The following is an 18,035-nucleotide window of genomic DNA, read 5'->3' on the forward strand; positions in this document are numbered from 1 at the left end:
TTCCCCTTTTAATTTACTAGAATTGCTTCTAGCGCTGATAATGTATAATCGATTTCTTCTGTAGTTGTTTCTAATCCAAAGCTAAAACGAACAGCGCCAGTTTTTAACGTTCCTGCTGTTTCATGTGCCAGTGGAGCACAGTGTAATCCTGATCGAGTAATAATTTGAAAGTCATCTGCTAATTGCTGGGCAAGTTCATTCGTATCTATAGTTGGCGCAACAATCGATACCACTGGAACAGAGCACTTTGCCTCTTGGGTGCCTAAAATTTGCACCGGCAATGCTTGTAATCCTTTTAAAAACCTGGCTGTCAGCATTCGTTCTTGAGCCATGATTTGCTCTAATCCGTATTCCTGAATCGCTCGAACTGCACTTTTCAAGCTAATAATTCCTAACATATTCAACGTTCCAGGTTCAAATTTGTCAGGTAAAAACGCTGGCTGCTTTAAAGACATAGAGGCACTGCCAGTTCCTCCTGTCAGCCAAGGATCGAGCTGTTTTTCAATATCTTTTCCTAAAACAAAACCGCCAATTCCACTAACTCCCATCAAACTTTTATGCCCTGTAAAGCTTAAAATATCAATGCTCATTTTCTCCATATCAATGGGCAGAAAGCCTGCTGTTTGAGCACTATCTAAAACGGTAATAAGTCCTTGTTTTTTCGCTTGTTCAAAACAAGCCTTCACAGGAAGTACGGTTCCTAAAACGTTTGATGCGTGAGTCATTACTAAAACTTTTGTTTCAGGTCGAATCGCTGCAGCGATCTGTTTGGGATCAAGCGTTCCATCTTTTTCGCAAAAAAGTCGTGTTACAGCAACATTTTTCTCTGTTTCAAGTAAATGCAATGGACGTGAAACTGCATTATGCTCGACCATTGTGGTCAACACATGATCTCCTGGTTTTAATAGCCCATGTAAAATCATATTCAAAGACATCGTTGCACTTGACGTGAAAATCACATGTGCTGGATCCGGTGCGTGAAAAAAACGTGCCAGTAGTTGGCGTGTTTCAAAAAGCAGATTAGCCTCATTCAGTCCATTTGCACTGCGGTTTGTATTATTGTTGTTGTTCTCTTTTAGGTAGGTGCACAACTCATTGACTGTTGTTTCAAATTTATGATTTGACGTTGCTGCATGATTTAAATAGACAGGCAATTTCATGGCAGATTCCTTTCGTAAGTCGTTTTAGCTAGTAATTCTTGGTAATCAGATATTGTATCAATATCGATTAATTTCTCTGATTCCTCAACGTTAATCTTGCACCATTTTTCTGGATATTTATTACGGACTTCCCGTCCTCCAGATGAACCTGTCACTTGCATTAATTCCGTGCGGAAGTCTTTTCCAAAATAGATTGGGCTGCTTGGATCACCTGCTTTGGTAACTGGAAAAACAATATTTCCAGTTGAAAAAGCTGTTAAAAGCGGTAGAAATACTGATTCATCTAGCAATGGTTGGTCCACCGTCAAATACAAATAACCCTCTCCGGAAGCTGCTTGAGTGCCTAAACGAACGCTAGCACTTTGCCCTTGATCTGCTTCATGATTAAGCACCACTTTTACTCCTTGAGGTAAGGAGACTTGGGCTAAATTTTCAGGAGAAATAACTAAAATTCGTTCAAAGAAGTCCAGTTGTTTCGCCAAATTTAAGCTATGCTCTAAAAAGGTCTGCCCTTGATAATCAAGAAATAACTTGTTCCTTCCCATTCTCTTTGAAAAGCCGGAGGCCATAATGATCGCGCTTGTCTTTTGCATAGAAGTTGCCCCTTTGTTTCTGATTTGATTATGAAAAGAAAAACACATCCAATCACCACAATTAGATGCGTTTTTCTACCGCCTGTTATGAGCGATTTTTCAAGCACATCACAGTGTTCATTTCTTATTTTTTCCTTTTTTGATAAAATGTATCTTCCATTGGCAAGGTTGGTCGTAATTTGCCATCAAGAGCGTAATAAGCACCTGCTAAAGCTGGTGCAGTCGGAATTGTGGCCAACTCACCGACGCCTTTAATCCCATAAGCTAATCCATCATGAATGTTTTCAGCTTGGACTAAGATCGTTTCGATTGGCGGAACTTGAACAGCGTTTAACAAACCTAAGGTCGCATATTTTGCTTTTACATAGCCTTGTTCCATTGCGAATTTTTCTGTCAACGCATACCCCATGCCCATCACGATCCCGCCTTCGATTTGTCCTTCGGCAGCTTTTGGATTAACGACTTGGCCCATGTCATAAGCAGCGACAAATTTTTCAACTTTGCCTTTTTCATCTAAAATCGCTACTTCCGCTGCATAGCCATAGCCAGCATGACTGACTGGACTTTTTTTATCGTTGATCAGAGGATCTGTTTTCGCTGAATATTCACCATAAAATTCTTGTCCTTCTAAATCGGATAATGCACGTCCCATATCTAATTCATAACGTAGCTGCATCGCAGCTCTTCGCGTTGCTTCTCCGGTAAATAAGGACTGACGAGAAGCTGTCGTTGTGCCTGAGTCTGGTGTACGACGTGTATCCGGCGCTTCGGCGATGATCATTTCTGGCGGTAAGTTTAAAGTTTCGCAGGCAACCTGTGTCGTTACTGTTGCCATTCCTTGACCGATACAAGCAGCACTCGTTCGTACATGAACTTTACCCTCTTCTACTGAAACAATACAACGACCGACATCTGATAATCCTACACCGATTCCACTATTTTTGAAAAAGCATGAAATCCCTGCAATATCGGCCGTTTCATAAGCCTCCTTGACTGCTAATAAGGTTTCTTTAAGAGCTGCATTGTTTGAGACCAACTGCCCATTTGGCAGAGAATCGCCTGGAGCTACAGCATTTTTGTAACGGATCTCCCATTGAGAAATACCAACTTTTTCTGCTAATAAATTTAGATTGCTTTCAATTGCAAAAGCTGTTTGGCAAACACCAAAACCGCGGAACGCCCCTGCTGGCGGATTATTCGTATAAACAGCAAATCCTTCTACATCGATATGCTGATACTTGTACGGTCCTGCTGCATGGGTACATGCTCGTTGTAAAACTGGTCCGCCTAACGATGCATACGCACCTGTGTCCGAATAAATCACAGCTTTCATTGCAGTTAAGTTGCCCTCTGCATCACATCCTGTTGTGAAATCCATCTCCATTCCATGACGTTTTGGATGGACCATCAAGCTTTCTTGACGACTTAATAACACTTTGACAGGTTTTTGTAAACACCATGCGGCAAGCGATGCATGATGCTGCACACTCATGTCTTCTTTACCGCCGAAACCACCACCGACTAATTTTGCTTGAACATGGATTTTTTCTTTATCGACACCCAGCATGCGTGCCACTTCCCGCTGTTCATCGTAAATACTTTGACCAGCACTATAAAGTAAAATCCCCTCTTCGCCTTCCGGCATTGCAATCGCACATTCCGGCTCCATGAAAGCGTGTTCATTAATAGGTACGGAATAATGCTGTGTAACCACATGTGCCGAAGCAGCCAACTGCTCATCTGCGTTGCCGCGAACCAGATGTTCATGAGATAAAGTATTTCCTTTTTCATGAATCAATGGGGCACCCTCTGCTAGAGCTTCTTCACAAGTAACCATCGGTGTTAACTCTTCATAATCAACTTCTACTAATGCTTTGAGCTCTTCTAGAGCTTCTTTTTCTTTTGCCACAACCAATGCGACCGCATCACCAACATAGCGAGTAATTTCTCCTTCTGGAATCATGACATCCCAATCTGAAATAAACTCTAAATGGCCAATCTTATTGTTGCCCGGCACGTCTTTAGCTGTTAATACAGCAACACATTCCGGGTGCTCTAGCGCTTTTTCTGTATTGATCTTCAATACTTTAGCGCGCGGATATTGACTACGGACCGCTGATGCATGAAGCATTCCTTCTACCGTGATATCATCGACGTAAAGACCGGTTCCAACAGTTTTTTCGACAGCATCAACACGCTTGAAATCTTCTCCAAGTTTACCACTTGATTCTTCTTCTGGAATGCTCAACTCTTCACGAAACATTTTAGCTGCCAATTGAATCGCTTCGATGATTTTTACGTATCCGGTACAGCGACAAATATTGCCTCTAATCGCCTTACGAACCTCCTCATCACTCGGATCATCCTTTTTATTCAGCAATCCTTGAGCAGAGATGACAATCCCTGGAATACAGTAGCCGCATTGCACTGCGCCCATTTTTGCAAAGGCATAAGCATAGACATCTTTTTGCCTCTGGCTGATTCCTTCAATTGTGATAATTTCTTTACCATCAAGTTTTTCTAAGTTGAACAAGCACGCTTTGGAAACCCTTCCATTAATTAGTACAGAACAAGCGCCGCATGACCCCTGATTACAACCATCCTTCGTACCTGTCAGCTTTAAATCTTCTCGCAGAAAATCCATCAGCTTTTTATTGGTACTGCATGTTTCAGTGTTGCCGTTTACTACGAATGAATACATTTTCCTTTACACCCCAATTTCTATTATAATATAGCTTTTGATCACTATGATTATAACACAAATCATGAAACTAAAAATTATTTTTTAGCAAAAAAATATTTTTATTTAATTTTGATGTAAACCGATAATGCCAGCTCCGATAGCTCCAGCATATTGAGAGAGCTCTCTGTCATAGTATACCTCTTTATTGGTATACTCCGCAATCAGGTTCGCCATTACTTTACTGTGTGACAAACCACCAGAAAAAAAGAGCGGTCCTGCTTCTGGATTGAGCTGTCTCAGCTGATTACTAATACGACTAGCGATCGAATGCAATACGCCTAAAGCAATGTTTTCTCTTTTTTCTCCTTTACCAATCAGACTAATTACCTCCGATTCCGCAAACACTGTACACATACTATTGATTTTTATTGGTGCAGCAGTTGAAACAAATGTATCGATTTTTTCAATTTCTTCCCCTAAGGTTCGCATCAAGACCTCTACAAAACGACCTGTCCCAGCGGCGCATTTATCGTTCATGCTAAAATCCAATACTTGTCCATATTGATCCAGCCGAATAACTTTACTATCTTGACCGCCAATATCGATTACGTTTTGAATATGTTCTCTTAAATAGGCAGCCCCTTTGGCATGACAGGTGATCTCAGTCACTACTTTGTCGGCTCTGATCAGTTTACGTCCATAGCCAGTTGTCACAACGTACGTGTCAGTTTCATTTTTTAAAGCCTCTAAAATACTTTCAGCAGCTTTTTTAGGATCACCTGATGTCAGTACGAGTTGTTTTTTCGTCAGTTTTCCCTCTTCAAAAAGAACGCCTTTGGTTGTGGTCGACCCACTATCTAACCCAATCACTCGCATGATTTTACCCCTCCAACATCTCGATAAAAGCTGTAACACGTGTATTGATTTGTTCGATATCAGCAGTTGAATAGTCAGTTTCTAAATAGAGATACGGAACCTTTTTTTCTTCCTGACAGAAACGTCTCACTTTTAAAGATTCGATCGAATATGGGTGACATGATTGTAAAACCATATCCAGTACACCATCGACCTGATAGTCATCGATCATTTGATCCAGTAAATCAAAGCGACTAGTATTATTTGACATACAGGCACAACCAATATCGATGTACTTTTCAGCTAATGCTTCATAGACATCTTCTTTTTCTTCATCAACAAGACGTTCAACAGCTTTAGCCACTGTACAGTTTTCAAAACCGACGATCGTTCCGCAGTTTTCTTCTACAGCACGAATGACTTTTTCTGTCACTCCGCCCATTGGAGAGCCCGTGATCAAAATACGTGGTTTACCACCTGGCTGATGTTTCTCCGGATAATGTGCTTCGATTGCCTTCGTTGTATCATTCAACGTTTGAATCAGCCCTTCTTTATCGAACGAATAATTAGCCCCATACATTACCTTGAAAATTTCAGAACCTTCAATTGCTGGCGGATTTAGTTTGCCTAACCCATAAAAATTTTTTCTAGCCTCTCGTTCTCTGTTTTTCAGATGAATAGCTTGGCGAATTTGCTCATCCGTGATTGTGACATTTAAAAATTCTTCTAGTTTTTCTTTGAAGCGAATGATTTCATCTTTCCATAAATCAAAAGAGGCCGCGGAATGGCGCATGTTTGGCAGCTGCATTAGATAAAGTGGTTTAAACTCTTCCATGTATTCATACATTTTTTTCTTGCCATCACACGTTGTTTCACCAACAACTAAATCTGAAAAATAGAAAAAAGGGCATTTATCTGTTTTGCCGAATCCGTAACTTGATTTAATTAGAGGACAAAGATTTCTAGGCAGATCTTCTTCTGCTGCAGCGATTGTTTCATCTGAGGTAGAGCAAAGACTGATTTGAATTGCTTTGGCGGCTAAAACAAGTTCTTCCGGCATAAAAGTACAATAGACACCAATAACAGGCACACCTTTTTCCTTTAATTCTTTCACTTGGATAAACCCTTGACGTCGTGCTTCATCAAATTCAGCAAAAATTTCTGGTAATTCTGTTTTGATTTGCATTTTTTATCTCCTTTTTTTAATTTATTGAGCATTTTCAAGCAGGCTATCTATCTGTTGTGACGTCGGTTTGACATGATAAAATAATTTGTAAAATTCTTCAACTGATGTTGCTATCGTTAATTGATATTCATTTGGATAAAGCAGTTGCCCCAGCCATTGGATGCCAATCATACGATTGACAGATGGAGGAGAGCCCAAGAAATTATATGGAGCAGTTGGGACTTGATAGACCTTTCCTTCTTTAACAGCTGTCAATTCTTTCCACGAATCATCTGTAGTGATCAGCTCGTATACATTTTTTGACTCTGCAAGAATGTACTCAGGTTGCCACTGAATCAGCTGTTCCATCGAGACAACTGTGCCGCTGCCTTTTGAAACGATGTCGACACCTATGGCAGCATTTTTAGCCCCGACCTCTTCGATGACTTGTGCGTGAAAAGAGCCTTCAGCGTTAGTATTTAATCCAGCATTTCCAGCCGCGTAATAAACACTTTTTCGCTCGGAATCTTTTAACTTTTTCCGAACAGCTTGTGCTTGAGTCAATACTTTTTCGCAATATTGACTTAATTGATCCGTATGTTTGGTTTCTCCAAGTAATTCACCTAGCTTTTTATAGGTATCTGGCAAATTATCTAAATTCGCTTCGATAAAGAGGGTCGGTATACCTAATTGGTCCTGTAACTTATCCATATCTTCCTCAACTGACTGCTTCACCTCGCCAATATCTATAACCACATCTGGATCAGCTGCGCTTAATGCTTCCATATTTAAACTGGCATTTTTCCCGTAAAACTGACCAAATTCTGGTAATTCTTGGTATTTTTTGTCGATGAATTCCTTAGCATCTTCAGAAAATGGACTTGCCAGGCCAACCAGTAAATCCGGTGAACTTGTATACAAAACGATTTGAGCTAATGGACCTGAAGGAGCGATTTTTTTGATTTCATTTGGAACTTCTACTTTTCTTCCAGCAGAATCAGTAAATATTCGTGTTTCTTTTTTGTCTTGCGAACTGCTGGCTTTAGTGTTTTCGCTATCAGCTGTTTGAGTATTCTTTCCTGTACAGCCTGTTATCACTAAAAAAATTAGTCCGAGTATTAAAAGAGCGTGTGTTTTCTTTTTCATATTTTCTGACCCTTTCCTTTTTCGATCATGATCGAATGACCGTATTTGCTGAGAGGCAAGCCGCCCGCCGATTTTTTAGCTTGTAATTCAGTGAGAGAATCCTCGTAGAGTGTACTGGCAAGTGTATCGATGCCGTGATTAAACAATCCTACACTTAATGGACAGCTGGACCCGACCAACACTGTTGTCGCATTTTCAGAAAGCTCCAACAAGCGGGGCAGCGTTTTATTGATCAACGTTGAACCAGTAATATAGACAAGCTCCATCTGAGGCAATAAGTACTCACATGCGCTTGCTGGATAATCACCTTTTCGAGGTTCCAGTTCAAAAATACTAATTTGTTTTCGAAGTTCAGGATAACGATCAATAAAAGGAAAATGACCGATCATACCGATTTTTTTCTGATTTGGTTCTGTCAACAGCTGATCAAACGCGTCTCTATAATGTATTCTTTCTGGTATAAAATTTTTGCTTACTTTTTCCCTTTCATTAAAAAAGCTATTGATAGTAGCCAAACCAAAACTAGCTTTTTGAAAATCCCAAGATTTAATCAAGGCAGCCGCTTCTTGAAGCTGAATACTTTGATATTGTTCAAGAGGCTGATTGCTCGAATTGAACTTCATAGCCGTTCCTATCGTTTTATTATTCGCGACAAATGTCCAGCGACTCGTTTGTGCTATATCAGAAATTTTGATTCCCGCAGGAATAGCTTCAATCAATTCATCATACAATTTCCACATACTCTTCTCTCTTTCTACTGGTCTCTTGTTTTTTTAGGCAAACAAACCCATTCTCCACTCTTCTTTATCTCATAAAGTGTGACTGGTACTTGATAAATTTCTTCTAGTTGTTGCCCAGTCAATACTGTTTTTGGCGGTCCTTGAACGAATAAAGCGCCTTCTTGTATGATCAATACCTTGTCGGCATATTGCAGTGCATGGTTTGGATCATGAGTCGCTTGAATTATCAAATAGCCTTGCTTACTTAACGTTCGAATCATTTCCAAAACCATGATTTGATTGCCATAATCCAAATTGGCACATGGTTCATCCATAATAATGATTTTACTCTGTTGTGCTACTGAGCGAGCAATAATGACAAGCTGCTGTTCCCCGCCACTGATTTCTGAAAAAATCTGATGCTTTAAATGAGTGATACTTAACTGCGCTAAGGCAGCTTCCGCAAGTTCATGCTCTGTTTTTCCCGGTTGTTGATAGGCTTTCAAGCGGGCAGTAGTTCCCATCAGCACCATTTCAAATACAGTAAAGTGGACATAGTTTTTTTGTTTTTGTGGAATATAAGAAATCAGTTGTGATAGCTGACTTCTCGAAAAGCTCCGAAGCTCATGACCATCGAGTAAAACAGTCCCATTCGTTGGCTGTAGCACATTTAATAAACATTTGAACAATGTACTTTTCCCTACACCATTTTTCCCTAACACGCAGACAGACTGCCCATAGTCTAATTCGAAGGAAATATTCTTTAGGATCTTTTCTTTTTTATAAGCAAAATCTAGATTTATCACTTCTAACATCGTCTCTTCCCTCCAACTCATTCCCGCATGGAACGACTATTTTTAGCAATCAGAATTAGGAAAACTGGTGCTCCAATAAAGGAAGTCAAAATTCCAATCGGTATTTCACTTGTCGAAACCAAACGAGACACATCATCGACGACTAACAAAAATGTGCCACCTAAAATTGCTGTCACAGGTATGCTATAGCGATGATCATTCCCAATGAGCAGACGTGAAGCATGAGGGACAATTAAACCCACCCAGCCAATCAAACCGCTGACTGACACTGCTGCTGCGGTAATCAAGGTTGCTGCGATAATCAATAGCACACGTAGTTGACCGCTATTGACACCTAAACTCAATGCCTCCTCCTCACCTAGAGAAATAATATTTAAACGCCAGCGCAATAGAAAAATTGGTACCATTCCTGCTAAAATCAACGGAACGGCAAAATGAAGATCTTGCATTTTGATTGCCGATAAACTGCCCATGAGCCAATAAGTGATTGCGGGCAAGGTATTTGTTGGATCTCCGACTAATTTTAAAAACGACACAGCTGACGAAAATAATGAGCCAATCATCATTCCGATTAGTACGATAGTTAAAACAGAGTGACTGCGCAGCCATCTATTGATCATCAACACTGCTCCAACAGCCAGTAAGCCAAAAGTAAAAGAGAGTGAAATAACCTGCTCATATCTAAGAGAAAAGAATAAGCCGATTGCAGCGCCAAAAGCTGCCCCTTGAGATGCACCTAAAATATCTTGGGAAATCATTTGATTTTGAAATAAGGCTTGATAGGTTGCTCCAGCGACCGAGATACCGCTTCCGATGACCACAGCCATGATAATTCTTGGAAAGCGTATTTTGAATAAAATCGTTTCAACTTGACTGCTCCAGGTTTGTTTTAACGGGATCATTTTATTAAGCACAGCTCGAAAAAAATCATTCATGGCAATGGGGTATTTTCCTAAGAAAAAAGATAGGATAAACACGCCTAAAAAAAGCACGATTGCGCCTAAAAGAATTCGTTTCTTCTGCTTGACCATTGATTGTTTATTTTTCACTGTGCCCACTCCTACAGACTAAATTTTATTTTTCTGATCGTTTGATGATTAGTTCTCCTGCCACACTAATAGCAAGTTCTGCCGGAGTTTCTGCTTTGATTTTCAAACCGATTGGCATGTTGATCCGCTCGATTTCAGAAGCTTCGAACCCACTCTCTTTTAGCCGTTTGATTTGAACGGCAATTTTATGCTTACTACCCATGACACCGATGTAATATGGCTTCATCGGTAAAAGCTGTCTGGTAACTTCAAAATCAAATTGATGCCCTCTTGTCATAATCACCATATAATCGTCAGCTGTCACGTGAATAGTTTCTTCAATATGCTTTAAATCAACCACTATAGACTGATCTGCATCAGGAAAATATTCAGCTGTCAGTAACTCTGCTCGATCATCTAAAACAACACAATAAAATGCCAATCGTTTCAAAACGGGAACCAGTGCTTGGGCAACATGACCGCCGCCAAAAATATAAACTTTACCAGTCTGCAAAAGAGATTCGACTAAAAAGGTTCCTCCTTCACTAGAAACAATGGAGATTCCCTGTTTAATATCTGCTTCCTTCAATCCTTGAAGATCAGAGCTTGAAAGGATAGATGCCTTGTCGTAAAGACTTATACGATTACTTGGCTTTTCGCCGATTTCAGAAATCAACCAGCATTGCTGATTCTTTGCATTGTATTCTTGAAACAGGTTACAAATTTCTAAATTACTTGGTTCTTGGTAGGAAAGAAATTGAAAAAGCACCTCAACGTTTCCACCACAGATCATTCCTAAATCGGCCACATCATTCGGAGCTAAAATAAATGTCTCCTGGATCGCTGTTCTTGTTTTCAGAACTTCTTTGGCCAACTGCTCAGCACGAAACTCAACTGCGCCACCGCCAATTGTCCCAGCAATTCGTCCACTATCAGAAATCAGCATTCGAGCTCCTTCGCTCCGTGGTGTAGAACCGGAACTTGAAATAACCGTTACTAAAACTGTATCTTGCTGCTGATTGATTGCCTTAGCTAGCTGCTCAAAAATCTCCCTCATATTTCTTCCTCCAACCGTTTCAAATCATCACTGAAGATTTCACTAAAATATTGGTTTGTAATGTGATACGTTTTTTTCTGGAAAAGAAGAAATTTTGCAGTCAATCGTTTTCCTTCCACTGTCACCGTTGAGCCACCGCCGTTACTTCCGCCCACACTTTTATGAATCAATGCGTACCCAAGCTCTTCCTCTGCTTTTTGGATCATGCGCCAAGCTTTGTTGTACGACATCTTCATTTGTTTAGCCGCTGTATTCAAGGAGCCCGTTTGAGAAATTCGTTGGAGTAATTCAACAACACCGGGACCAAAAAAAATCCGATTCGTCCGCAATTTTAAGCTGAGAGTATAATTAAATCGTTCTTGTTCCTGCACATTTATTCCCCCTTCATCCCCTTCGTTATACTCAAAAAAGATAACGAAGCTAAAAAAAATTAACTAGTCAGAAAATGACGTAATTCCGCTTCAACCATTTGATGATTCTGTTCAGTCAATGTCCTGATTTGCCCATCAGCTACATTAATAGCTTCTTTCAAGGTCTCTCTTTGTTCATCAATATCTAAGCTCTCCAGAGTATGCTGCTTTTGCCGTTGATAGTTTTTGTCAGATTTAAATACACCAATGATTTTTTGCGGCTGATTAAGAGTCAAATATAATTCTTTCATAAATGACTTTGATAATAGTTCTACTCCACCGATTTCATCTAAAAGTATCACCTGTTTAGACCTTCTAGCCTCTTGCAATAGACTGCAGCCATAGGTTTCAAAAACGGTTAAATTTCGACTTCGTTTTCCTTGTTTCATCTGAATAAAACAATGATCAGCAACAGCACTACTTTTTTCTGACAAAAGTAACTCAGAAGCTGGCTTCAATTCGAACCCAATGATTCTTTTTTGCTCATCTCGTCTTCGTTCAACATAAAAGCCACTGACTGGAAGTGCCATCTCTTTCAAAACCGTTTGAAGCAGCGTAGACTTTCCGATAAATTTGTCTCCTTCTAAAAAAAGCTGTTTCATCTCAACCTCCTTATCCTTGTTCAAGTATTACAACAATGGTGAGGCAAACGATGCTACGTCACCTCAACCATTGCTTGCAATGACAGAACGATTCTTTTCAGTTACTCAAGTGCTACTTCCTTTTTTTCTTTTAATAGTACATTCAAAATCACGGCAACGATGGTTGTCAGAATCACTTCAGAATTACCGAAAATGGTTGTTACCCATGGCGGAAAGCCACTTAAACTCCCTACCGATAGTGTCACACCGATACCAAATGCCAGCGCGATGCCAACCACGCCAGTATTTCTTGGTGTTAATTCTTGTGACGAAATCATTCGAATACCTGTCATTGAAATTGAAGCAAAAACAGAAATCGTTGCACCGCCAATTACTGCGTATGGGATAGTCGTTAAAATAGATGCCACTTTAGGCACGAATCCAGCAACCAGTAAAATGACAGAAGCAAAAACCATGACATATTTATTGATCACTCGTGTGACCGTGACTAACCCAACGTTTTGGCCGAAGGTCGCCACTGGTACTGACCCAAAAAAGCTGCCAACAAAATTAGAGAAACCGCTTCCCATAATTCCGCCGGAAAGCTCTTGATCTGTTGACTCACGATCCATCGCTCCAACAGTCGTTGCTGTAAATTGACCGATTGCCTGAACAGCATCAACAATAAACATGACAACTAAAGTCAAAATCGGAACAAGTTGAAAATCCAGTCCGAAGTATAGCGGTGTAATCACTTGAAAAACAGAGGCTTCTTGCACAGGGCCAAAATCGACCATGCCCAACACGAGAGAGACAATATAACCAATGATCATGCCATTCAAAATTGAAGATAGCTTTAGAAAACCTTTTGAAAAATAATTAAAGTAAAATACCACTGCAAAGGTCAACAACGCTACCAGCCAGTTTTGAGCTGAACCAAAGTCAGCACTGCCGGCGCCTCCTGCCATATATTTGATCGCCACTGGAAACAATGACAAACCAATACTCAATATAACTGTACCAGTAACGAGAGGCGGAAACAATATCCGAATTTTTTTTATTGACAAACCAACTAAAATAACTAAAATACTGCCCACCAACTGCGAACCAAATATTGCTGCGATCCCAAAGTCTCCACCAATCGCCATTAAAATCGGAACATAAGCAAAACTAGCCCCCATCATAACTGGCAAACGTGAACCGACTTTTCCAAAAATCGGAAAAAGCTGAATCAATGTGGCAATTGCAGAAAAAATTAGTGACGTTTGAATCATGATCGTTGTATCCCCAGAATCTAGATTACAAACTTTTGCAATCATGATACCCGGCGTAACGATGCCAACCACTGCTGCTACAACGTGCTGTAATCCCATTGGAACAGCTTCTTTGATCGATAATTTCGCATCGTATGAAAACAATGCTTTTTCTTCCTTTTCACTCATAGGCAAGTTTCCTTCTTCGCTTTTTATTTTAAAAAGGACTGCACTTATCGAGTCTTAACATTTCGCAACCCTTTTCTTCACACAGAGTTTTTCAAAAATTAATTTTTGACCGCGATTGCTTCTACTTCAAAAAGCCCATTCTTAGGTAGTTCACAGACTTCCACACAAGAACGAGCAGGAAGCGTGTTTGAGAAGTATTTTCCATAAATATCATTTATTTTTGCAAAATCAGACATATTCTTTAAGAAGACAGTCGTCTTCACAACATTGTCATAAGTCATATCTGTTTCTTTCAAGATTGCCCCTAGATTGATTAATGCTTGTTCGGCTTGTTGTTCGACCGTTTCTTTCATTTCTCCGCTGACAGGATCAAGTCCGAGTTGACCAGAAATATATTGTGTTGCTCCTGCTAAAACAGAATGTGAATACGGTCCAACTGCTGCTGGCGCATTAGCTGAATTGATCATTTTATTTGTCATCTACTTCACTCCTATTCCTACTTTGATTTGACTTTTTTATTGCTGAATAGTTGTTCCAGTTTTCCCAAGAATCCCATCTTTCGCTTTTTCCAATAATGTGATCAAGGTTTTACGTCCTGGTTTTGATTCAGCGAATTGAATCGCTGCCTCTACTTTTGGCAACATAGATCCTGGAGCAAACTGACCATCTTTGGCATATTGCTTCATTTCATCAATCGTGACATTGCTTAGTTCTTTTTGTGTTGGTTTTCCAAAATCAATACAAACTTTTTCAACTGCTGTCAAAATAATCAGTAAATCAGCATCAACTAATTCAGCCAATAATTCACTACAAAAATCTTTATCAATCACCGCTGGAACGCCGCTTAAATGATTGCCTTCTTTAACGACTGGAATTCCGCCACCGCCACAGGCAATAACTGTTTGCCCTGAATCGATCAACGATGTAATTGTTTGAACTTCTATGATTTCTTTTGGCTTGGGTGATGCTACGACTTGCCGATAGCCGCGACCAGAGTCTTCAATGACAGATACCTGTTTTTCCTGCACTAATTGATCCGCTTCTGCTTTTGACATAAAGCGACCAATCGGTTTTGCTGGTTTTTCAAAGGCCGGATCTTTTGGATCAACGCCTACTTGCGTGATTACTGTTGCTACTGGCTGCGTAAGATTACGGCTCAAAAGTTCCTCACGAAGGGCATTTTGTAAGTCATAACCAATATAGCTTTGACTCATTGCTACACAAACTGATAAAGGTACTGTTGGGTACTTCTCAGGATTTTTCAACGATAATTCTTCCATCGCTAATTGAATCATCCCAACTTGGGGACCATTTCCATGAGATAAAATCACTTCATATCCTGCTTCAATCAAATCTGCGATTGCTTTTGATGTTTCTTTTACTGCTGTCATTTGTTCTGTTAGATTATCGCCTAGGGCATTTCCGCCAAGAGCGACTACTACTCGTTTTACCATTCGATTATCCACCTCATTTTATAGGTATTTTTAGTAAAAAAAGTAAGATGCTTTCTCTTCAATAAATCATGTCAATGAGTGTTAAGAAAAAACGGAATCGTGCATGAAGTGGTCAGAACCTGTGGACAGCAGATTCTTATCAAAACAGTTTTTTCTTAACCGATAGCATACATAAATGGACTTGGAAAGGTCTTATTAGCTTTTCATTGTTATTTCTAAAAGAGAGCAAATTAGTTTACTGATGACTATCATCATTGATAGAAAAAGCATCTCACTTCATGCCGAAATTCAGTACGCCGTTAGTTTACTTCTCTTGGCGTTGCTTTTTGTTCAAGCTCTTTCAATGTTTTTTGCGGACTTTTCACTTTACTTAGGAAAATCATCGCAGCAATAATGTATGGTTTGTAGCTTGCTTCTTTATATAATGGTACACGGTAGCGATCAAATACAGATGCTTCCACTTCTCCTTCTTCACAACTAACACCCGTAATATCTGCAGGTAAACAGTGTAAATACAAGGCTTTGCCATCTTTAGTCGTTTTCATTAATTCTTCTGTACATTCCCAATCTTTGTGGTTCGCATTTTGAGCAAGCAATTCTTTTTCTAATTTATCAATGCCGTCAAAATCTCCATTCCCATATAAATCAGTTCGTTTTTCCATCATGGCAAATGGCGCCCAGCTCTTAGGATATACGATATCTGCATCTTTAAAGGCTTCCGCCATGCTATTTGTTTTAGTAAATGAGCCACCAGCTTCTGCTGCATTTTTCTTCGCAACTTCTTCAACTTCCGGCATGATTTCATACCCTTCTGGATGAGCTAACACAACGTCCATACCTAAACGAGTCATTAAACCAACGATTCCTTGCGGTACAGATAATGGTTTGCCGTAAGAGGGTGAATAGGCCCAAGTCATGGCGATTTTTTTGCCTTTAAGGTTTTCAATTCCGCCAAATTCATGGATCAAATGGAGTGCATCTGCCATTGATTGCGTTGGGTGATCGATATCACATTGCAAATTGACTAACGTTGGACGTTGCTCCAACACACCATCCTTATGTCCTTCTTGAACAGATTCAGATACTTCGTGCATGTACGTATTTCCTTTTCCGATATACATATCATCACGAATTCCAATAATATCTGCCATGAATGAAATCATGTTTGCAGTTTCACGAACGGTTTCACCATGAGAAATTTGGCTTTTGCCTTCATCTAAATCTTGCACTTCTAAGCCTAAAAGGTTACAAGCAGAAGCAAAGCTAAAGCGAGTTCTTGTAGAGTTATCACGGAATAATGAAATACCTAAACCACTATCGAAGATTTTTGTTGAAATATTATTTTCACGTAAATAGCGTAACGTATCAGCAACTGTAAAGACTGCTTCTAATTCATCACGTGTTTTTTCCCATGTTAAGAAAAAGTCATTTTCGTACATTTTATCAAATTCTAATTTGTCCAATTTTTCAATATATTCGTTAAACGTTTTCATATTCGTTCTCCCTTTTGATTAGTGATAGCGAATCGATTATCCCGACGCCCTTTACACATCGGGATAACCATTCGATGATTCCTATTGTCTTTGTACCTGTTTCTACTGGTAAATGATTAGTTATTTTCGCAATAAACGCTTGGTAATGCTGCATAAACTGCCGCACAGCGAACCAAATCGTCTTTCCATGTTTTTTCATTTGGCGCATGTGCTTGAGCTTCAGCACCTGGACCAAATCCAATACAAGGAATCCCATTACGACCCATGATCGATACACCATTTGTTGAGAAGGTCCATTTATCAAGAAGCGGACGCGCTTTACGCATGTCGATTGTTTCTTTTGACCCTTCACGTTCTTCACCATATAGGTTTCTGTGCGTTTCCATCAACGCTTTTGTCACGCCGTGATCTTCTGGAATGACCCACGTTGGGAAGTAGCATTCGATTGGATAAGATAATCCTGTGTATGATGGACGATCGTAGTCATACATTGAGACAACAACATCATCCCCATATTTTTTCACTGCCGGTAATTGACGGATTTCTTCTAAACAACTTTCCCAGGTTTCGCCTGCGGTCATACGACGGTCTAATGATACTGTACAACCATCTGCAACGGCACAACGGCTTGGAGATGAGTGGAAAATTTGTGATGCTGTAACTGTTCCACGACCCAAGAAACGAGCTTCTTTCCATTCTGGATTATATTTTGGATCAAGCATGCGAACCAAGCCTCTGATTGCAGTGCTTTCTGTATCTCCGTTATTATTTAATGCGCGTACATCTTGTAAAATATCTGCCATTTTATAAATCGCGTTATCACCACGCTCTGGTGCCGAACCATGACAAGAAACCCCTTTCACTTCTACTTTGATTTCCATCCGACCACGTTGCCCACGGTAGATTCCGCCATCCGTCGGTTCAGTTGATACAACAAATTCCGGACGAATATTGTCTTCTTTGATGATATATTGCCAGCACAAGCCGTCACAATCTTCTTCTTGAACCGTAACTGTTACCAATGCTGTATATTTTTCTGATAACAAGCCTAAATCTTTCATGATTTTTGCGCCGTAAATTGCTGAAACGATCCCACCTTCTTGGTCAGAAGTTCCACGCCCGCCGATTTCAGTATCCGTTTCATAGCCATCATATGGATCGAATTCCCAGTTGCTCATTTCACCGATTCCAACTGTATCCATATGTCCATCAAAGGCAATCAGTTTTTTCCCTGTGCCCATATAGCCTAATAAATTTCCTTGAGGATCGACTTCGATTTTGTCGAATCCTAATTTGGTCATTTCTGCTTTGGCCCGATCCATTTTTGCGCCTTCTTCAGCACTTTCTCCCGGAATTTTTACTAAATCACGTAAAAATTTAATCATGTCTTCTCTATAACCTTCTGCTGCTGTGTTAATTGCTTTGAAATCCATT

The 18,035-nt window shown here is 40.0% G+C and carries 17 protein-coding genes; all 17 read right to left on the minus strand.

Features of this window, described 5'->3' with window-relative positions:
* Positions 1-8: 8 nt before the first annotated feature.
* Positions 9-1,160: a selenocysteine lyase SclA gene (gene sclA / locus BCR25_RS13310; protein ID WP_069664071.1), complete on the minus strand. Its 1,152-nt coding sequence runs from the start codon at positions 1,158-1,160 to the stop codon at positions 9-11.
* Entirely contained in the window at positions 1,157-1,753 is a 597-nt protein-coding gene (locus tag BCR25_RS13315; RefSeq protein ID WP_069664072.1) for an NTP transferase domain-containing protein, read from the minus strand. The genes sclA and BCR25_RS13315 overlap by 4 nt, the downstream gene beginning before the upstream one ends.
* Positions 1,754-1,877: 124 nt before the next feature.
* Positions 1,878-4,454 (minus strand): selenium-dependent xanthine dehydrogenase, encoded by a 2,577-nt coding sequence (gene xdh / locus BCR25_RS13320; RefSeq protein ID WP_069664073.1) that lies wholly within the window; start codon positions 4,452-4,454, stop codon positions 1,878-1,880.
* 105 nt (positions 4,455-4,559) lie between these two features.
* Entirely contained in the window at positions 4,560-5,312 is a 753-nt protein-coding gene (locus BCR25_RS13325) for an acyl-CoA dehydratase activase (protein WP_069664074.1), read from the minus strand.
* A 4-nt stretch (positions 5,313-5,316) separates the two neighbouring features.
* Positions 5,317-6,477, minus strand: a complete 1,161-nt coding sequence (locus BCR25_RS13330) for a double-cubane-cluster-containing anaerobic reductase (RefSeq protein WP_069664075.1) — start codon at positions 6,475-6,477, stop codon at positions 5,317-5,319.
* 21 nt (positions 6,478-6,498) lie between these two features.
* A complete protein-coding gene (locus BCR25_RS13335; RefSeq protein ID WP_069664076.1) occupies positions 6,499-7,602 on the minus strand; it encodes an ABC transporter substrate-binding protein in 1,104 nt (367 codons plus the stop codon).
* A complete protein-coding gene (locus BCR25_RS13340; RefSeq protein WP_069664077.1) occupies positions 7,599-8,342 on the minus strand; it encodes a Rossmann-like domain-containing protein in 744 nt (247 codons plus the stop codon). The genes BCR25_RS13335 and BCR25_RS13340 overlap by 4 nt, the downstream gene beginning before the upstream one ends.
* A 14-nt stretch (positions 8,343-8,356) precedes the next feature.
* The gene (locus BCR25_RS13345; RefSeq protein WP_069664078.1) at positions 8,357-9,136 is read right to left on the minus strand and encodes an ABC transporter ATP-binding protein; all 780 of its coding nucleotides are present in this window, start codon (positions 9,134-9,136) and stop codon (positions 8,357-8,359) included.
* 17 nt (positions 9,137-9,153) lie between these two features.
* Positions 9,154-10,185 carry a FecCD family ABC transporter permease gene (locus BCR25_RS13350; RefSeq protein ID WP_211272510.1) on the minus strand — a complete coding sequence of 344 codons (1,032 nt, stop codon included), beginning with the start codon at positions 10,183-10,185 and terminating at the stop codon, positions 9,154-9,156.
* 25 nt (positions 10,186-10,210) lie between these two features.
* On the minus strand, positions 10,211-11,221 hold the full coding sequence (locus tag BCR25_RS13355; protein ID WP_069664079.1) for an XdhC family protein: 1,011 nt from the start codon (positions 11,219-11,221) through the stop codon (positions 10,211-10,213).
* Entirely contained in the window at positions 11,218-11,592 is a 375-nt protein-coding gene (locus BCR25_RS13360; RefSeq protein ID WP_069664080.1) for a winged helix-turn-helix domain-containing protein, read from the minus strand. Before BCR25_RS13360 ends, BCR25_RS13355 begins: the two co-directional genes overlap by 4 nt.
* A gap of 59 nt (positions 11,593-11,651) precedes the next feature.
* Positions 11,652-12,233, minus strand: a complete 582-nt coding sequence (locus BCR25_RS13365; protein ID WP_069664081.1) for a nucleoside-triphosphatase — start codon at positions 12,231-12,233, stop codon at positions 11,652-11,654.
* 101 nt (positions 12,234-12,334) lie between these two features.
* On the minus strand, positions 12,335-13,654 hold the full coding sequence (locus BCR25_RS13370) for a nucleobase:cation symporter-2 family protein (RefSeq protein ID WP_069664082.1): 1,320 nt from the start codon (positions 13,652-13,654) through the stop codon (positions 12,335-12,337).
* A 98-nt stretch (positions 13,655-13,752) separates the two neighbouring features.
* Positions 13,753-14,133: a Rid family detoxifying hydrolase gene (locus tag BCR25_RS13375; protein WP_069664083.1), complete on the minus strand. Its 381-nt coding sequence runs from the start codon at positions 14,131-14,133 to the stop codon at positions 13,753-13,755.
* Positions 14,134-14,169: 36 nt separating this feature from the next.
* Positions 14,170-15,108 carry a carbamate kinase gene (gene arcC, locus BCR25_RS13380; protein ID WP_069664084.1) on the minus strand — a complete coding sequence of 313 codons (939 nt, stop codon included), beginning with the start codon at positions 15,106-15,108 and terminating at the stop codon, positions 14,170-14,172.
* Positions 15,109-15,407: 299 nt separating this feature from the next.
* A complete protein-coding gene (ygeW, locus tag BCR25_RS13385) occupies positions 15,408-16,601 on the minus strand; it encodes a knotted carbamoyltransferase YgeW (RefSeq protein ID WP_069664085.1) in 1,194 nt (397 codons plus the stop codon).
* 116 nt (positions 16,602-16,717) lie between these two features.
* Positions 16,718-18,034: a YgeY family selenium metabolism-linked hydrolase gene (locus BCR25_RS13390; protein ID WP_069664086.1), complete on the minus strand. Its 1,317-nt coding sequence runs from the start codon at positions 18,032-18,034 to the stop codon at positions 16,718-16,720.
* Position 18,035: the final 1 nt, after the last annotated feature.

The sequence above is a fragment of the Enterococcus termitis genome (genome assembly GCF_001730305.1).
Classification (GTDB): domain Bacteria; phylum Bacillota; class Bacilli; order Lactobacillales; family Enterococcaceae; genus Enterococcus_L; species Enterococcus_L termitis.

What these genes read in the sequence shown, in the direction of transcription:
- BCR25_RS13355 (WP_069664079.1), bottom strand. Translation starts at nt 11,221, where the DNA reads ATGAGGGAGATTTTTGAGCAGCTAGCTAAGGCAATCAATCAGCAGCAA.
- BCR25_RS13335 (WP_069664076.1), bottom strand. Translation starts at nt 7,602, where the DNA reads ATGAAAAAGAAAACACACGCTCTTTTAATACTCGGACTAATTTTTTTA.
- sclA (WP_069664071.1), bottom strand. Translation starts at nt 1,160, where the DNA reads ATGAAATTGCCTGTCTATTTAAATCATGCAGCAACGTCAAATCATAAA.
- BCR25_RS13370 (WP_069664082.1), bottom strand. Translation starts at nt 13,654, where the DNA reads ATGAGTGAAAAGGAAGAAAAAGCATTGTTTTCATACGATGCGAAATTA.
- BCR25_RS13345 (WP_069664078.1), bottom strand. Translation starts at nt 9,136, where the DNA reads ATGTTAGAAGTGATAAATCTAGATTTTGCTTATAAAAAAGAAAAGATC.
- BCR25_RS13365 (WP_069664081.1), bottom strand. Translation starts at nt 12,233, where the DNA reads ATGAAACAGCTTTTTTTAGAAGGAGACAAATTTATCGGAAAGTCTACG.
- arcC (WP_069664084.1), bottom strand. Translation starts at nt 15,108, where the DNA reads ATGGTAAAACGAGTAGTAGTCGCTCTTGGCGGAAATGCCCTAGGCGAT.
- BCR25_RS13375 (WP_069664083.1), bottom strand. Translation starts at nt 14,133, where the DNA reads ATGACAAATAAAATGATCAATTCAGCTAATGCGCCAGCAGCAGTTGGA.
- BCR25_RS13315 (WP_069664072.1), bottom strand. Translation starts at nt 1,753, where the DNA reads ATGCAAAAGACAAGCGCGATCATTATGGCCTCCGGCTTTTCAAAGAGA.
- BCR25_RS13330 (WP_069664075.1), bottom strand. Translation starts at nt 6,477, where the DNA reads ATGCAAATCAAAACAGAATTACCAGAAATTTTTGCTGAATTTGATGAA.
- BCR25_RS13390 (WP_069664086.1), bottom strand. Translation starts at nt 18,034, where the DNA reads ATGGATTTCAAAGCAATTAACACAGCAGCAGAAGGTTATAGAGAAGAC.
- xdh (WP_069664073.1), bottom strand. Translation starts at nt 4,454, where the DNA reads ATGTATTCATTCGTAGTAAACGGCAACACTGAAACATGCAGTACCAAT.
- ygeW (WP_069664085.1), bottom strand. Translation starts at nt 16,601, where the DNA reads ATGAAAACGTTTAACGAATATATTGAAAAATTGGACAAATTAGAATTT.
- BCR25_RS13340 (WP_069664077.1), bottom strand. Translation starts at nt 8,342, where the DNA reads ATGTGGAAATTGTATGATGAATTGATTGAAGCTATTCCTGCGGGAATC.
- BCR25_RS13325 (WP_069664074.1), bottom strand. Translation starts at nt 5,312, where the DNA reads ATGCGAGTGATTGGGTTAGATAGTGGGTCGACCACAACCAAAGGCGTT.